The organism is Asanoa sp. NPDC049475 (assembly GCF_040676915.1).
Classification (GTDB): domain Bacteria; phylum Actinomycetota; class Actinomycetes; order Mycobacteriales; family Micromonosporaceae; genus Asanoa.
The window spans coordinates 59,348-76,404 of the sequence record NZ_JBFAPY010000005.1 but is presented as its reverse complement, the minus strand read 5'-3'; the positions used below and the strand labels follow the sequence as shown (position 1 = coordinate 76,404).

At 69.5% G+C, this 17,057-nt stretch carries 12 protein-coding genes; 6 read left to right on the top strand and 6 right to left on the bottom strand.

Translation table 11 applies throughout. From position 1 onward, the window contains the following. Window positions 1-61: 61 nt before the first annotated feature. The 4 genes from AB0J88_RS20285 to AB0J88_RS20270 all read right to left on the bottom strand — a co-directional run bounded on the left by AB0J88_RS20285 (window position 62) and on the right by AB0J88_RS20270 (window position 8,575). A complete protein-coding gene (locus AB0J88_RS20285) occupies window positions 62-5,215 on the bottom strand; it encodes a fibronectin type III domain-containing protein (RefSeq protein ID WP_364353194.1) in 5,154 nt (1,717 codons plus the stop codon). Window positions 5,216-5,415: 200 nt separating this feature from the next. Then, window positions 5,416-6,303, bottom strand: a complete 888-nt coding sequence (locus tag AB0J88_RS20280) for a hypothetical protein (protein ID WP_364353191.1) — start codon at window positions 6,301-6,303, stop codon at window positions 5,416-5,418. Window positions 6,304-6,598: 295 nt separating this feature from the next. Further along, window positions 6,599-7,852, bottom strand: coding sequence for an alpha/beta fold hydrolase (locus AB0J88_RS20275; RefSeq protein ID WP_364353188.1), 1,254 nt, complete (start codon window positions 7,850-7,852; stop codon window positions 6,599-6,601). A gap of 6 nt (window positions 7,853-7,858) precedes the next feature. Continuing rightward, window positions 7,859-8,575, bottom strand: coding sequence for a CBS domain-containing protein (locus AB0J88_RS20270; RefSeq protein ID WP_364353185.1), 717 nt, complete (start codon window positions 8,573-8,575; stop codon window positions 7,859-7,861). 390 nt (window positions 8,576-8,965) lie between these two features. Between AB0J88_RS20270 and AB0J88_RS20265 the strand changes: the two genes are divergently transcribed. Next, window positions 8,966-9,811, top strand: a complete 846-nt coding sequence (locus AB0J88_RS20265) for a slipin family protein (RefSeq protein ID WP_364353182.1) — start codon at window positions 8,966-8,968, stop codon at window positions 9,809-9,811. A gap of 741 nt (window positions 9,812-10,552) precedes the next feature. On the opposite strand, the gene AB0J88_RS20260 is transcribed toward AB0J88_RS20265, so the two are convergent. Further along, window positions 10,553-11,155, bottom strand: a complete 603-nt coding sequence (locus tag AB0J88_RS20260; protein WP_364353179.1) for a hypothetical protein — start codon at window positions 11,153-11,155, stop codon at window positions 10,553-10,555. A gap of 140 nt (window positions 11,156-11,295) precedes the next feature. On the opposite strand from AB0J88_RS20260, the gene AB0J88_RS20255 reads away from it, so the two are divergent. From AB0J88_RS20255 to AB0J88_RS20245, 3 genes are all read left to right on the top strand, one after another. Further along, window positions 11,296-11,730, top strand: coding sequence for a hypothetical protein (locus tag AB0J88_RS20255; RefSeq protein WP_364353176.1), 435 nt, complete (start codon window positions 11,296-11,298; stop codon window positions 11,728-11,730). A 27-nt stretch (window positions 11,731-11,757) separates the two neighbouring features. Further along, the gene (locus tag AB0J88_RS20250; protein WP_364353173.1) at window positions 11,758-13,239 is read left to right on the top strand and encodes a DUF4389 domain-containing protein; all 1,482 of its coding nucleotides are present in this window, start codon (window positions 11,758-11,760) and stop codon (window positions 13,237-13,239) included. A gap of 528 nt (window positions 13,240-13,767) precedes the next feature. Further along, window positions 13,768-13,944, top strand: coding sequence for a DUF6228 family protein (locus AB0J88_RS20245; protein ID WP_364737945.1), 177 nt, complete (start codon window positions 13,768-13,770; stop codon window positions 13,942-13,944). 304 nt (window positions 13,945-14,248) lie between these two features. Here AB0J88_RS20245 and AB0J88_RS20240 read toward each other — a convergent pair whose 3' ends face one another. Next, window positions 14,249-14,875 (bottom strand): TetR/AcrR family transcriptional regulator, encoded by a 627-nt coding sequence (locus AB0J88_RS20240; RefSeq protein WP_364353167.1) that lies wholly within the window; start codon window positions 14,873-14,875, stop codon window positions 14,249-14,251. Between the two features lie 62 nt (window positions 14,876-14,937). Between AB0J88_RS20240 and AB0J88_RS20235 the strand changes: the two genes are divergently transcribed. Both AB0J88_RS20235 and AB0J88_RS20230 read left to right on the top strand, forming a co-directional pair. Then, window positions 14,938-16,008 carry a substrate-binding domain-containing protein gene (locus AB0J88_RS20235; RefSeq protein WP_364353164.1) on the top strand — a complete coding sequence of 357 codons (1,071 nt, stop codon included), beginning with the start codon at window positions 14,938-14,940 and terminating at the stop codon, window positions 16,006-16,008. Further along, the gene (locus tag AB0J88_RS20230; protein WP_364353161.1) at window positions 16,005-17,051 is read left to right on the top strand and encodes an NAD-dependent epimerase/dehydratase family protein; all 1,047 of its coding nucleotides are present in this window, start codon (window positions 16,005-16,007) and stop codon (window positions 17,049-17,051) included. Before AB0J88_RS20235 ends, AB0J88_RS20230 begins: the two co-directional genes overlap by 4 nt. Window positions 17,052-17,057 lie beyond the last annotated feature (6 nt).

Here is a 17,057-nt window from a genome sequence, read left to right as displayed (position 1 = left end):
GGGTCAATCCTGCGAGACTCGTGTAGACGACGACGTGGGTGAGGACAGGGAAGTCTTCGGGTCAGGCTAGGCGTCTGGCCCACACGCCGGGATTGCCGTCGCGCCAGACAACCAAGGTGGGGTTGTCCGCCAGCTCCACGTCGGAGAGCCACCCGGTGGTGATCAGCAGGTCCTCACCGGTGAGGGTGTCAAAAAGGGACACGTTCGGGTTGGAAAAACCCGAGTCGACGTAGAGGATCGCCCGTCCGTCCTCGCTGATCCCCCACGCCTCTGTCTGCTCCTGGTTCTCCGGATACGGACGGACGATGTCGGCGTTGGTCATCGGCTGTCCGTTGTTGCGGGGCCGGGCGATGCCTTGGTACTCGTCGTCTTCGCCCGATCCGTCGTAGGCAAGGTCGGCCGCGATGTAGGCGCCGTCCGCGGAAATCACGGCATGCAGCGAGTCCGTGTATCCCCAGGAGTCCGTGGGCGGGCTCAGCCGCACCGTCTGGCCCGTCGAGACGGTGTACCGGTACAGCAACATCGAAGTGTTGTAGGCCGCCCTGGACGTGTACACGATGCTTTCGCCAGCGCCGTCGACGTCCCAGGGGATGCCGGACGGGTCGCAGTGAGCGGTAGGGCAGGGCACCGGCACCGGGCTGCCCGCTCCGGAGATCACATATATGCCCGTCCCGGAGGCTGCTCCGTCCGGGAGCCTTCCATGGACGACGGCGGCCGTGTCCCCGCGGACAAGCTTGATGCTGCCGATGTCGAGCGACCCGTCCCCCAGCGGGCTGGTAACCCCGGTGGTCAGGTCGAGGATGAGCGCCGGGTACCGCCAGGTGCCTTCGGGGGCGTCCCAGTACCTCGCGACGTACGCCACGCGGTTGCCGTCGTAGCTCGTGGCCATCGCGGACCCTTCGAGGCTGGCCGGTGTCCGGCCGTCCGGCCGGCGCGACGCCAATGTGAGCTCACCGGTGACGAGGTCCTTGCGCATCAGAACCTGGCCGTAGGCACCACTGTTGTTCTGCACCTCGGCTGGCGCGAGGTTGCTGCGTCCGGCGACGTCGAAGAATACGTAGCGGCCGTCGCCGGACACCGTCGCTCCGTAGTCGCCGGCCGAGTCCGTCTTGTCGGGTACGCCGTCGGCGTCGACCGCCACGTTGAACACCGCGCCCGTGGGGCGGACTCCCTCCACCGGGCTCACCGGGTTGGTCGCCACCGAGGCGGCACTGGCTCCGACGGCGTTGACGGCGTAGACCTGGAATCGCAGCGGTACGTTTGGGCTCAGCCCCGTCACCTTGGCCGTCGTCTGCGAACCCGGGACGATGGTGACACGGCCGTTCGGAACGGGGACCACGACATATTTGACGATCGGAGAGCGGCCGTCGGTCACCGGGACGTCCCAGGTGACCTGCGCGGCGAGCGGTTTCGCGACGGCCCGCGGATTACGGGGCACGTCTGGCCGGGTGCTGCCGTTGATGTTGACCACCGCTCGCTGCCGCAGTTCCTTACGGAGATCGGTGGCCGGACTGACCGCCTCGACCACCGCTGTTCCGGACAGCGGTGACTCGAAGGTACCGTCGGACCGCACCGTGCCCGGACCGGAGATCAGCCGCCACGACACGGGCAGGTCACCGGGGTAACCCACGACCGCGGTCGTGAACCGCACGGATTCGCCGGGATCGACGTCGGCCTCGTCCGGCGTGATTTTCAGCCCTTGGAACGGGCCGTCGGCCTTGGCCATCGTGTAGAAGAAGTTGGCCACGTCGTCCCGGCTGAAGTCGATCTGCTTGCCGAAGAACTCCCGGCTTTTCAGGAAGACACCCAGGGTGATGCCAAGCCGCAGCTCCCACCACGGGTCCTGTGTGGTGTCGAACTTGAACTGCAGGTACGGCCGGACGGTGATGCCAGGTCCGGCCGCGTTGTAGAAGTACACGGTGCTTTCCACCGGCAGCGAGACCTCGAGGTTGCCGTCCGCGTAGGCGTCGACGTCGTGCCGAGCCGGGGTGTAGGCGTCGTTGATCCCGTGGGACTCGGTGACCACGCCGTTGGCGGTGGACAGCTCACCGCCAACCAAGCGGCCAAAGCTCACCGCGGTCGTGATCCCGACCGAACCGTTCACGGAAATCTTCGGTTTGACCTCGAGTTCCAGACAGATCACGACTGGGACGGGGCCGGCCTGGATGGTGAAACAGCGGCCCTTGAGCTTGAACCCGGGCAGCTCCCGCTCGGCCGCCTTCATCGCACCCACCTTCGCCCGCAGCTCCGCCTTGAACGAGACCCGGTTGAGGTGGTGGCTGCGGATGCCGTCGCTGCGGGTGATCTCCAGGGTGTTCTCCAGGTGCGGTGCGAAGTCAAGGTTGGCTTCGAGCCGGCCACCGACCGGCGGCACCTTGTCGGCGTTGTTCAGGGGATCGTCGGCCTGCTCCGCGTTGATCGACAGCGCCACCTCGGCGATGAGATGTCCGTCCCGGATCCCGATATCGACTCCGGCGCCCGCGGCCCGCGCCCCTTGGGCGAGGGTCTTTCCCTTGATCGTCGGCTGCTTGCGGCGGATGGCCGGTGACTCGCTGATGATCTGTTCGACGTCGCTGTCCCCGATCTCGGCGGTCGAGACCAGGTCGGCCTCGTCGAAGACGTCGGTCAACGGTGTCTGCCTGGTCGAGACCCGTAACTCGCCACCGTTCTTGGCGACCGTGGTCACCGTCCGGAGCATGCCGCGCGGGGCCAACTCGCTCGGCGGTACCAGCAGGATCGTCCCGCTGCGCAGGGCGAGGATCGCGGCGGACGGGTCGATGAAGATCAGTGTGCTGTCGCCGTCGATGCTCACGAGCGTCGACAGTTCGGCGGCCGAGAGGGTACGAGGGTTGTTCTTGACCTGAACCGCCGGTTTCACCGGGGCCGGCGTGCGGGCCGGGACGCCATTGCCTGCCTCGTTCACGGCCACGACGGTGAACTGGTAGGCGACGCTCGGGTCGAGCCCGCTCAACTGTGCGGACGTGGTCGCCACTGTGGTGGTCGCGCCGCCCGGGTCGGCGGTCACCCGGTAGCTGGTGACCGGTCCCGTGCCGGTGTCGACGGGTGCGTTCCAGCGCACCGATGCCGTGCCCTGGCCGACTGCACTCGCCCGCAGGTCGCTCGGCGCTCCGGGAACCCGGGCGGCGCTGGGCCGGACCTCGGTGGCCTCCGCGGCCTGACCGGTTCCCGCGCTGTTCGTCGCGGTGACGCCGATCGTGTAGGTGGTGCCGTTGGTCAGCCCGCTCAACCTGGCGACTGTCGTGTCGGCCGCCACCTCGACGCGGTGGGCGCCAGGTTCGGCGGTAACGGTGTAGCCGGTGATCGGCGCGCCGCCGTCCGCGGGGGCCACCCATTGCACGTCGACGCTGCGGTCCAACGCCACGGTGAGCAGCCCGGCCGGTTTAAGGGGCACATCGGCGGGCCGGGGGGTGGCCGGCTCGGACGGCGGCGACGGTTCTCCCGGACCGTTCGCGTTGATCGCCGTGACCGTGAAGGTGTGTGCGGTGCCGTTGACGAGGCCACCGATCACCGCCTCGGTCACCGACCCGGGGACGGTGACGCTCTCCCCACCCGGGGACGCCGTCAGCCGGTAGGAAGTGACACTGGCGGCGCCGTCGTTGGGTGCGGCCCAGCTGACCCGCGCCGCCTGGTCACGCGGATAGACGAAGGTGACGAACGGCGCCCCGAGCGACGGGGGTGGTCCCGGAGTGAGCGCCGCAGCGTCCGCCGCCGGCGACTGCCCACCGGCGCTTTCGGCAACCACCGATATCACGTACGTCGTGCCGTTGACCAAGCCGTCGATCTCGGCGGAGGTCTCCGTGCCGGGCACGCTGACGGATCTGCCACCCGGATTCGCCGTCACCACGTACCGGGACAGCGGCGCGTCGGTGGGCGGTTCACGCCAGAACACGCTGGCCGACCGGTCTCCCGGGACGGCGCTCACGTCGCTCGGAGCCAGCGGCGGTCGCGGGCTGCGCAGGTAACACGAGACCTCGACGGACACCGTGATGGCTCCGATGCCGATGTTGCTGAGCGACACCGCGCCGTTGGTGCCGAACTTCGCGTAGCTGAACGTGGTGGCGGACCGGCCGACGTAGTAGGGGGCGCTGTAGCCGTCTGGGCGCGCGCTGCCCGCCGGATGGGCGATGATCCAGCTGTTGAACGAGCCGGGGTCGGCGGTGATGGACAGGCACGCCCCGACCGCGCCCGCACCGGGAACCCCGCCGACGCCCGAGAACGGGACATTGAGCTTGGCTCCGGCGGCGATGGTGTACCGCCCGACCGACGCCGGCGTCAGCGGCACGACGCTCGCGCCCGGCGAGCTGGGCCGGGGCTCGGCGTAGTAACCGGTGACGTCCCCCCACACGGTCACCGCGGCGGTGCTGGCGTTGGCGACGGTGACGGACCCGCCCGTACCGGCGCCGACCAGCGCGTGACTGGCGGCCGTGACATCCGCCAACCCGGTCAGCTCCACTTGCGGGATCGGACGGGACCCACCTGTCGGGTACACGGTGACCTGGCCCGTGGCGGCGCCCCTGACCCCCACCGTCAGGGCGTACGCGGCAACTCCGGTCGTCGGCAAGCCGGTGCCGGCCGGCCGGACGTCCGCGGTACCACCGGCCTCGACGACAACCCCGAAGAAGGCCGCGGTCGGAGACAGCGCGGTGAAGGTGGCTCCGCGCGGTTCGGCGTCGGCGGTGATGTAGGCGCTCACCTGGACCGTGACGGCGGCGGCGGCCGTGCTCCTGTTACGCACGCTCAGTCGCCCGGCGTCGTCGACGCCCACGATGCTCGCACCTCTGGCCCATTTCCCGGCGGCCAGACTCAAGGTGGTTACCGCCGGCTCGACCGCGGCCGCTGGAAAGGCGACCAGGGCCCCGGCGCTGTCCGAGCGTGCGTTGATTGTCATCGCGACGCCTGCGGCACCGGCCGGGACGGGCCGTCCCGCGCCGGTCGCGGTGAGGGTGACGATGCCACCGGCGGGGATCGAGATGGTCTCGGCGATGAAGTGCGGGGCCACCGTGACCAGGCGACCAGTGGCCGGCGCGATCGGATCGGCCGCTTCGGCCGGCGCGGCGGTGCCCACCACCACCACGTTGACCGCCATCTGGAACAGCAGTGCCAGCACCGCGGTAACGGCGGTGCGGCGCCGCCGAGCCGATCCCCTCCGTCCGGAGGGCGTCGTAGCCACGATCAACAGGTCGCCAGAGCTCATGCGCGGGACGGTAGTGGGCGACCATACTCCACGACTTGCCCGCGGCGGACGAATAGTCCATGTAGGACACATTTGTCGCAGACATTGGCGACAACTCGCCAGTCTTTGCTTGCCCCCGATCTGACGTTAGTCCGATTCCAGCACCTGATGGGCCGACCTCGCCACCGACACGTTCCTCCCGCGATTGGCGGCGACGGCGATCACATGTAGCCGAGTGAAGACGCGGTCTTGACCACCGTGTCCAGGACCGTTGGCGTGTTGGTCGCGATGGCAGACGCGGACTTGCGAAGCCCCTTCATCCTGGCCGAACGCTTTCGATCTTTGAGAATCTCGTCGACGTGGGGGCCGAGCGAGGGCTTCGGAAGATGGTTGAGCTGCTCGACGTAGGCGGCCAACTGTCGGTCGATCTCGGCGATCTCGCGCTTCGCCTCGGCCACTTTCGAGGATCCGCCCGCCTTGTGCGGCAGGTAGCTGACGCGGTTGAGCAACTCCAACCGTCTCGCGGCGGCTCGGTCCCATTTTCGGGCAACGGCCGAGTATGCGGCGTTGGCCGGGTCGGCGACGAACCCCGACATGAGCTCGCGGAGCACCTGGAAGTCGGAAGGTTGGCCCGTCATCGGCAACGTGTGGAACACGCCCGAGTTCGAGCTGGCGTCGTCGAAGACGACGAAGCAGGGCAATTGGTCGATGATTTCAAGCTCGCGGGCGACAGCGTCGGAGCCGTAAGTCATGGCGGTGGCAAACCCCAGCTTGCGACCGCGAGCCAAGGGCAGGTTTTCCGGCTCCTTCCGTTCTTTGATGATGTCTCGCACGGTCATCATCACCGCCGGATGGTTTCTGCCGAAGTCACCGGTGCTCGATTCGATCTTCAGCTCGGCCTCGTTGTAGAAGAGCACGAACGCCACGAGCTCGCCGGTGAGAGAATCCATGGCTTCCCGGTAATCGTAGAGCCACTCCAGGGCTTCTTCGTCGACGCGGGTTGCCAAGGCGATGATGTAGGCCCCGTAGGGCCTCCCGAAAAACCGCCCCGAATTGGAAATCATCTCGTTGAGGTCACCCATCGACGCGATTTCCATGTAGTAACCCACCGCGATCTCCCGCCGCCCAGCAAAGCAGATGAATTTGCTCTCAACTTATCCAGACCGGTCAACCCTGGCCAGAGCCTTGACGACAGACATTGCCCGGGTTGGGTGACACGCCGGGCCGCGCTCACCCGGCTTGATCCTTCACGGTTGAGGCTCCAGATCGGTCTTGGGCCGCACCGTTGGCAGTGTCCGAGGGGGGATGCGATCTGTTGCGACGTTGTCAGCGAAGGCGCCGGCGGCCACGCGCACCGGTGACCCACCGTGCGTCACCTGGCGAGTCTGGTACGCCCACATCGCCCTACCGACGCAGTGTCCGGTTCAGAAACTCGGTCACCCTGGTCGTCCACTGTGCCCGGAGGTCGACGAGCCCTCTGGTGTGCCCTGTGGTGGGCAGGGCCCACAGTTCGGTCGAGGCAGGGGCGCCGGCCTGGTAGTACCGGGCACCGTCGACCTCTCCACGTCCGGCGACAAGAAGGACCGGTCTGGGCGCGATCCGGGCGACGGCCGCCCGCAGGCCGATCGGCGGTGCCGCGTCGGTGAGCAGGTCGGCGCCGGTGAAGGTCAGCCACTCGACGGCACGCTGGACCTGGCCCCGCACGCCACCGGGCAACGATGCGAGGTCGGCCGGCGAGCGGCGCCCGACGCCCTCGGCCACGACGGCCCGAACCCGGGCATCGACCGCCGCCGCGGTGAGTGCCTGTTCACCGCCCATCGACAGACCGACCACGCCGATCCGTTCATGGTCCACATCGGAGCGCCGAGCGAGGTCGCTCACTGCCGCACCGACGTCGGGGACGGCGTACCAACCGAAGTCCATCGCCCGTCCACCACTGGCTCCGTGGCCACGGGTGTCGACGAGCAGGACCCCGTACCCGGCGCCTGCGAGTACCGCGGCATGGTCGATGACGCTGGCCCGAGTCGATCCAGCGCCGTGCAGTAGCACGACGGCGGCGCCGTTGGCCGATGGCACGTACCAGGCTGACAGCGGGACGCCGTCATCCGTGTGCAGAACGACGTCTTCGTAGGCGAGGCCGACCGCCGCCGGCGTCCGACCGCCGGATGAGGTAGGTGGGACGTTGGTGGCTGCGATCGACTGCGGCAGTGGCAGAAGGACGAACTGGGCGACGACGGCCGCAGCCGGCAATGCGAGCAGCTTGCGCCAGCCACGCGCGGCTCGAACGAGCGCGACGGCGCCGGCGACCGCAAGGGCCAACCCCGTCAACGCGACGACTGTCGCCGCGACTCCTCGAACGGTCAACCCGGTCTTGCTCAGGTGGGCAGGCGCGATGCCCGCGCCCACCACCACACCGACCAAGCCGAACAGAACCGCCGTCCAGCCACGCACCCTGGCCCCCCGCCGCAGACCGGCGACCGCACCGACCGTCAGCGCGACGGCCGCGGCCGCGCGGGCGACCCGCCAACCAGCGCCGCCCTCGGCGGTGACGAGGATAGTCCCGGCCGTCCCCTGCAGGACTGCCAGACCGGTCGAGCGGAGCACCCGGCGCCAGGCTGCGAGGACCGGTTGCGGTGCGATGACGCCGATGTCGGCCATGGCGCCCTACTGGCTCCGCCCGGCCGGGATCGATGTGCGACGCGTGTCGAACGCGTAGCTACGGGCCTGCACGAGCCGAAGATCATCCTGGTCCCAGGTCAGCCGGTCGACGACGTCAACGACGCCGGCCACCTCGCGGGTCAACGCCACGGTGAGGCTGGCGACGCTGCGGCTCTCGAGCTTGCCCGTCTCGGTCACGACGCCGTCGGCGACGTCGACCTGCACGCGGAGCGGATCTACGCAGAGTCCTCGACGCAGCACGTTCTCGACGATGTCGGCGCGGATGTCCGCGTCCGGCCGGGTGTGCATCCGGAGCAGATCCCGTCGGGACACGATCCCGACGAGCCGGCCTCGCCCATCGACCACCGGCATCCGCCTGATCCGCCGTGCCAGGCGCCGGGCGGCGTCGGCGATTCGATCGTTGGGACCGATCGTGACCGCCGGCGTCGTCATCAACTGGGCCGCGGTGGTGCCCTCGGACGTGGCCGACGCAAGCCGCGCCGGCCAGCGCATCGCGCGGGATCGGGGCGCGCCGACCGCCTCGACCTTGTGCAGCAGGTCGGCCTCTGACACTATGCCGAGGACGCGGCCGTGCCCGTCGACGACCGGCACGGCACTGACCGCGTGCTCCACCAGTTCGTCGACGATCTCGCGATAGGTTGCCTCAGCGCGCACTGTGGTCACGCGTCGGGTCATCACGTCGCCGACCGTCCAGTGTCTCATCGTTCGATTCCCCTCGCCGCCGGCGTCGCGCCGCCCGCTCCTCACCTCAAGCATCGACGGCGGCACGGCCGGCCGGCAGCGCCGGAGGTCCCGTGCCCCTGGGCCGTCAGCCCCGCCGCGTCACGTAGCGCCGTGCGATGGTTGGCTGGAGCGTCGGCGTCATGCTCCTCGTTCTGTTGGAGTCCGCGTCCTGTCTCGGGCCGAGCCGGACCGCGGGGGTGGGTCACCGCATGCCGGCGCATCGGCCACCTGGCACCGGATGGGGACGTTCGACCCTGCCTTCGCCGAGCGGGCCGGACGACTGTGGACAGTGGGTGAGCCGACAGGCGAGATGGTGGGCGCACGTCGGTCCACCCGGGACGCACGCGTCACAGAAGGGAGAGCGTCGTCATGAACACCCTTTCCACGGTCCTGATCATCGTCGCCGCAGCAGTGCTGCTGGTGCTGGCACTGGCCGTGCGCATCGTCAAGCAGTACGAACGCGGTGTGCTGTTCCGCCTGGGCCGGGTGATCGGCTCCCGGGAGCCCGGACTGCGGATCATCATCCCGATCATCGATGTCCTGCATCGGGTCTCAATGCGGATCGTGACGATGCCGATCCAGTCACAGGGCATCATCACTCGCGACAACGTCAGCGTCGACGTGTCCGCGGTGGCCTACTTCCGGGTCGTCGACGCGGTCAGGTCCGTCGTCGCGATCGAGAACGTCCACGCGGCCATCAACCAGATCGCCCAGACCACCCTGCGCAAGGTGGTCGGTCAGCACACCCTCGACGAGACCCTCTCCGAGACTGACAAGATCAACGTCGACATCCGCGAGATCCTCGACATCACCACCGTCGAGTGGGGGGTCGAAGTGACCCTGGTCGAGCTCAAGGACATCCAGCTGCCCGACAGCATGAAGCGGGCGATGGCCCGCCAGGCCGAAGCGGAGCGCGAGAAGCGCGCGAAGATCATCAACGCGGAAGGCGAGTCGATGGCGGCGGCCGCCCTGGGCGACGCCTCCGACACGATGATGGCCCACCCACTCGCCCTGCAGCTGCGTAACCTGCAGAGCCTGGTCGAGATCGCCGTCGACAAGAACAGCACGGTGGTGTTCCCCGCACCGCTGATGAGCACCATCGGCGAGCTCGGCACGTTCCTCACCCGTGAAGCGGCCGCAGCCGCGTCGCGGACCACACCGGCGGACGCCCAGGCGAACGGACGCTCGGCCCCGAAGGCCACCACCGTCGCCTGACCGCAGGTGCTCCGGGCCCTCATCGTCGTCGCCACCAGCGCGAAGGTGAGGGCCTCGGAGCACACCCGAGCGCGTCCTGCCCAGGTGTTCCTGGGCTGGGGCTGGGAGGGCATTGCCCATGGTCTGTTGGCGTTCGGTGAGGATTTGCCGGCGCCCTTCTCGTCGCACGCGGCCCGCCGCTCCCGACGACGGCGCAGGTCATTGCCCCGCCCAACGGGACGTGGCCGTCGGGTTAGGGTGGAGGGTCTCCGGGGATCTCATGGCGTCTCCTTTCACGGCGACGCCCGGAGGAAGCATCGTGTGCCGCCTCCTGAGGCGTACCAGCGAGATCGACCCCTTGAGCGTGCGCCAGCGCATTGCCGCGTGTAGGGAACAGGGTCCTGTGCGCTAGAGACGTCCGGAACGACGTCCGTCGTGTCGAGCGACGGCTGGTCGACATTGGCCGCATCGTGTCATCACCGCGTACCGCCGCGGAGTCGGCGCCTACGCGCACGTCCGCGACCCGGACGGCAACGTGATCGGCCTACTCCGCCCCGACGAGCCGGCGCCTCAGGACGACCCTGCCGCAACGAACGGTTCAGAGCCCATGACACGCGAGACCACCGACCTGCGCGCCTGCCGAGGCTTTGCCGGGTCCCGCTGGCGTTCTTCCTGGAGCCGACGTTCCTCGGCCTGTGGATCTACTGGGTCTTCCGGCGCCGACTCGGCGTCACACACATCCCGTCGGGAATCGACCGTTGATCAGGCCGGCGGCAGCGTGTCGACGGCGATCTCCGTGGCAGCCAGCGTGAGGCCGGCGTGCCACCCTGGGGCACGTCCGTGCGGCGGCGCGGCGATGGCGGTCATGTCGTGCCCGCTCATCGCCAGCAGCCACGCGGTCAGCGAGTTCGAGTTCCACATGTCGCCGGCGCCGATCTCGTCGCGGCCCCAGGTCAGTGGGGGCACCTCGGGAACGAGATCGAGCAACCTGCGTACGCGGCGCCGGTCCCGCCCCACGAGTCGCGGTCCGTCGACGGCGTCCGCGGAGTCCGGGATGACGCCCATGCGCCAGCGCCGCACCTCATAGCGGAAAGCAGCGATCCGGCCGAGTGCCCGGTGCCCGACAGGGCCGGTCTGGACCACCCCCCGGTTGGCCGCGACGCTGCTCCACGCTGGCGCCATCTCCACCACGAAGCGGCTCCCGTCGAGTCGAAGCTCCAACGCGGTGTGGTAGAGGTCGCGCGTCGGGCGGTGTTCACGCCATGCCACCAGGGCCTCGTACATCCGCCCGTTCCATTGGACGACGCGCCCGCCGGCGCCGAGCGGTAGCCAGTACAGCAGAACCGCCGCCCCAGGATCGTCCATACCTCCAACGTTGCGTCGTCGGCGCCGGCGACGCATAGGGCCTGCGTCCTCGTCCCCCGGGCCGTTCGGCCCTGATGGCCGCCCCGATTCCCGAGGATCGTCGAGTGTGGAACGGCGCACCCGACGACTCGGAGGACGCCATGACCGTGAGCGCACCGGCTCGCCGCCCGCCCGTCGCGACGCGACGGTTCGGGTATCTGATCGCCGTCGGCTTGAACGCCTTGTTCCTGTACCTGGTGAACGTCCGGCCCGGTTGGGACGCGCTGCCGATCCTGACCGAGGACACCGTGCTCGTTCTCGGGTTGGTCAACGTCTCGGCGACGCTAGGAATCCTGACCAACGTGTCCTATGTGATCACCGACCCGGCTTGGTGGCGTGCGACCGGGGAGATCGTGACGACGGCCGTCGGTCTGGCCGTCCTCGTCCGACTCTGGGACGTGTTCCCGTTCGCCTTCGGAGGTGGCGGGACGAACTGGGGGCTCCTGGTCCGGGTGGTGCTGGTGGTCGCGATCGTCGGCTCCATCCTCGGCATCGTGGTGCAGCTTCACACGCTGGCTCGTGAGCTGCGTCGTTGACGACGCCGCCACCATGAAGGAGGCATCATGTTCGGCTATCCCGTCAAGGTGCGCGCCGACCGCACCGCCCCGCCGGGGCGCTGGCTCTGGCTCGTCAAGTGGTTGCTGCTGATCCCCCACTTCGTGGTGCTCGTCTTCCTCTGGACAGCGTTCGTCGCCATGACGGTCGTGGCCTACGTCGCGGTGCTGGTCACCGGCCGCTATCCGACCTCGATCCACGCGTTCAACGTCGGGGTGCTCCGTTGGAGTTGGCGGGTCAACGTCTACGGGTACGCGGTCCTGGGCACTGACAGATACCCACCGTTCACGCTCGCCGAGGTGCCCGACTATCCCGCGGGGCTCGATGCCGGACCGCCGCCCACGATGCCGCGCTGGCGCCCGTTGGTGGCGTGGCTGTTCGTGCTGCCGCATCTGCTCGTGCTCGCCGCGTTCGCCGGCAGCTCCTGGGCCGCCACCCGCGACGGTGTCAGCGGTCCGATGGGGGTTGTCGCCGTCGGGTTGGTCATCGCGGCGTTGGCGCTGCTGTTCACCGGTCGATACCCCGCGGGCCTGTATGACCTCCTCGTCGGCGTCGCCCGGTGGGGAGTGCGAGTCGTCGCGTACGTCGCCCTGCTCTCGGACACATATCCACCGTTCCGGCTGGACCAGGGTGCCCGCGAGCCGGACCTCGATGGGCCGACCGATCAGGCTGGTGCGACAGGCCGACCGGCCGTGCCGTCGGCGGGCGGGCCCGCCGCGGCGCCGGCTACCGGTGGCGGTGCCGGCCGGACGGTCGCGGTGGTCGCCGGCGTACTGCTGCTCTTCGGCGCGCTCGGCCTCGGCGCGGCCGGCGGGCTGTCCGTCGCGCTCGGAACGCAGCGCGACGACGGATTCATCAGTAGCCCACGGGCCGCCGTGGTGAGCTCGACCGCCGTGGTCACATCGGAGACGTTGGAGATGCACACGGACCGCACCATTCTCGAACGGTTGGGGGTCGGCGACGTCCGACTCACCGCCGTCGGCGCGGGCGCCCACTTCGTCGGAGTGGCGCGCAAGACCGATGTGGACGGCTGGTTGGCCGGAACCGCCTACGACCGGGTGACCGCCGTGGCCGGGCGTTCGGGAGTCAGGCTCGATCGGGTCGACGGCGTGGTGCGCGCCGTCGGCGCGCCGGAGGACCAGTCGTTCTGGTTGTCCTCGGCGGTCGGCGCGGGCACCGTCACGATGAACTGGACCATGGAGAGCGGTACGTACGTCGTCGTGCTCGCCAACGCCGACGGGGCGCCTGGTATCGCCGCCGACATCGGCGTCGCCGCCCGCATTCCGGACCCCACGCCGCTGGGGGTGGGCCTGCTCGGCGGGAGCCTGATCGCTCTCGTCGCCGCGCTCGCCCTGATCTACGTCGGCGCCTCCGGCCTCGGGCGAGGCGGACCGCCCTCCCCCACGACGGGTCCGCCGGTCGTTGACGACCCCACTGCGAGGCCCGGTCAGGCCGATCCCACACCCCTCCCGGGCCACGGCGCCGGATGATCCGGGGCTCTGGCCGCACAGGGCTGGGCAGCCTACGAGCTCTACCCGCCTGTGATCGCCTGGCAGGTGCCCGGCGCCACGTGGCAAGCGCCTACGCCGTGCTACGCGACGACATCCGGCAGGGCACACGGACAACGGCGAGGAGATGAGCGAGACGGCGCGCGTGTTCGAAGTCCGCCGACCTGCGCACCTCCCATCGTTTTCGCCAGCGACCCGCCGATGCGCACGCGACCTCGTCGTCACGCGCCGGGGGTATCTCCGACCTGGCTGCCGACCGCCTGCGTCCGAACGGCCAGGTGCGTCTGCTGGCGTCCCGGAATCGTCGGCCGGCGCTGTCCGCTGGGGGATCAGGCGGGGAGCCCTGGCGGGCAACGCTGGGCAAGGCCACCCAACAAGACGGAGACCTGCTCTGTTGGGCGCCGCACGGAGCGACTCCATTCTCCCAAGCGCAGCCCCCTGTTGGGTGGCCAGAGGTGTGATCAGGCCCAACAGGCGGATCGGGTCGAAACGAATCATCGTGGCTGTCGGGTGGGTGACGGCCGTCGACACGTCTCCTTAGCGATCACAGTGCGGCGGTACGCCCGCACGTACGCCACGGATGCCTGGTCAGCGCGGGTGGTGCTCGTGGTCGAGGCCGGCGAGGAGATGAAGACTCTGGCCCGCGACCTCGATAGCCTGCTCGCCACAACGCAGAACCGTCAGTGACGACCGCACGTCCGCGGGCGAAGCTGACCGCGTACGGGGTGCGGGCGAACTGGCGTAGCGCCTGCCCGGTGGACAGAGTCTCGTCCGCGGCGGCCAGGACGATCTCGCACGCGAGCCCGGACGGTTGGAGGCGTTGGGTGTCGTAGACGAACGCGAGGCGTTCGCTGTTACCGGCGTCGCCGGCGGTCACGTCGGAGACCAGGAACGCCCGGTCGGACTCAGGAACTCGAGCATCTGCAGGAAAGCTGCCGCGCTGGTGCGGACGGCAGCTCGCCGAAGTCAACCAACGATCCATCGCGGGCGTCTATTCGTGTGTTACGGGTGCTGTCCGGGGCCGTCGTTGGGTGAGCGCGTTGACCTGTTCTCGGACGTAGGTGATGTCGTCGGACATGGGGAACCACGGCATGCTGCGGCGGATGGTGATCCGGCCGTGCAGGGCGAGCCACATGTTGGTGGCAGCGTCGTGGGCATCCGCTTCGCCGACCACCGCTGCGGCGAGGTCGACGAGTTGATGGAAGGCCCGCATTCCGGCGGAGCGCACGGTGTCCGGCGTGTCGGCGACCCCCGCGCGGGCGCTGTGGAACATCACCGCGTAGTGGCCAGGTCTGGCGGCCCCGAAGCGCAGGTAGGCCTCGCCTGCCGCGCGAAGCCCGGCGACAGGGTCGTCCGGTACATCGTGGACGGCGTCGGTGAGCGCCTGCGTCAGCTCGGCGAAGCAGGCGGTCTTCATTGCCTCGATGAGCGCCTGCTTGTCCGCGAAGTGCAGGTACATCGCGGTGTGGGTGACGCCGGCGCGCGCGGTGATCGTGCGTACGGACAAATGGTCGATGTCCGGGTCCTCGGACAGCAGGTCGGCGGCTGCCGTGAGCAGAGCGTCTCGTAACCGCTCACCTTCACCTCGGCGGTTGCGTGACTGTGCTGCGGCGCTCACAGCGTAGATCGTAGAACCGACCGTAGGTTGACAGCGTACATTTACACTGTCAACCTAGTCTCATGCGACGGTTCACGCTCATAGCCGCGCTTGTCGCGGCCATGCTGGCCATCCCGACGACCTCCGGTGCCGCCTCCGCCGTGCCGCGTTCCGACCCGCCGCCCGATCCGCCGACCCGGGTCGTCGCGCACGAGCAGGCCATTATCGGCGTCGGCAGCGACACCACGGAGACGCTCTTCGAGCGGCTCGCCGCCGACTACAACCGCTCCTTCGGCCGAGCCGCGCCGTTGGGCAGTTGGCGGGCGACAGGGTCCTCGCCGATCGTCCCGAAGGCGGGATGTGACCCGATCGCGCGACCGAACGGCTCCTCGCCCGGCATCGCGGCGCTGGCCACCAGGCAGGTGCTAGCCGATGGCCGCGCGTGCGTCGACTTCGCGCGCTCGCTGGCCCCCCGCGCGCCGGGCGCTCCGCCGAACTCCGTGTTCCTCCCGATCGCCCGCGACGCGATCACCTACGCACACAACAGGCGGTCGAACGCCCCCGCGGCGCTCTCGATCGATCAGCTACGCGCGATCATCGAGTGCCGGGCCACCCGCTGGGAGCAGGTCGGTGGGACCAGCGCCGAAGCGATCGACGTCTTCCTGCCCGAGGTGGGTCCGGGCCTGCTGGCACTGCTGGGCCATATGGGCGGGGTCACCGCGATCGGTTCGTGCGTGCGTACCGTCCAGCAGGACCAGGGCACCGACCCGCTGCTGGTCGGCAACCGCAACGCGCTGGTCTTCTACGCGGTCGGCAAGTACATCGGCCAAGCCGTCTACGGTCACAGCGACGAGCACGGCGACCTCGTCCTGGGCGACATCAACGGAATCCCGGCCACCGTCTTCAACCCGGTGACCCGCCGCGTGGAGATCAACGTCGGGCAGGTGCGCGGCATCCCGAGCGCTCCAGAGAGTTTCCGGATCACGGAGTACGTGGTCGTGTTGCGCGACGCTTCCGGCGCTGTTCCGCCGCGAATCGAGCGGCTCTTCGCCGGCCCGGGCAGCTGGCTGTGCAAGAGCCCTGCGGCGAGCGACGCGATCGCGGACTACGGCTTCCTCCCTCTTGCCAGCGCCGATTGTGGGCGGCCGTCATGACCCCCTCGCCGGGCCGGGTCCTGGTCACGGGGGCGACCGGCTTCCTTGGGGGTTGGTGCGTGATCGAGCTGCGACGCCGTGGTCACCCGGTTCGCGCGACCGTCCGCGACGCCGGCGACACGGAGCGCGTCCGCGCCCACCTACGCGCGTTGTTGCCACAGGCGCACCTCGACCCCGCGACGCTGGACACGCTCGAGTTCGTGACGGCCGACCTCACCGCGGAAGGCGGCTGGGACGAGGCCGTGCGCGAGTGCGTCGGGGTGCTGCACGTGGCGTCACCCTTCCCCGGACGCCCACCCCGCGATCCCGACGACCTGCTCCGCCCGGCGCGGGACGGCACCATCCGGGTACTCGCCGCCGCCGACCGGGCAGGGGTCCGGCGGGTGGTCGTCACCTCCTCGACCTCGGCCATCGCATACCGGTCCGGCGACGGCCCGCACGATGAGGCACAATGGACAGACGTGTCCCATCCTCTCGGGCGGCGCGCCTACGTACGGAGCAAGACCCTGGCCGAACGCGCCGCCTGGCAGACGGCCGCCAACCTGCGGACCGAGCTGACCGTCATCTGCCCCGGCACCATGCTCGGACCCCCGACCACACCTCGGCTTTCGTACTCTGTCACCCCGGTCGCACTGATGCTCAACGGCGCGATGCCGCGGCTACCCAACGTAGGCTTCCCGGTCGTCGACGTCCGCGACATCGCGGCTCTGCACGTCACAGCGCTCACCGAACCGGTCGCCGCCGGTCAACGATATGCGGCGGTGGCCGGTTTCCGTTGGCTCGCGGACATCGCCGCCGTGCTGCGCGAAGGGCTCGGCGACCACGCCGAAAAGGTGCCAACCAAAACCATGCCGGACCCCGCCGTACGCGCCCTGTCGTTGGTCCAGCCCAGTCTCCGTCAGATCCTCCCGGACCTGGGCCGCGAGCAACACTTCGACACCACCAAAGCGCGCCGCGACCTCGACTGGCAGCCACGCCCGCTCGATGAGACCATCCTCGACTGCGCTCACGGCGTCCTCACGATGCGACAGGATCGCCCCTGACCCGGG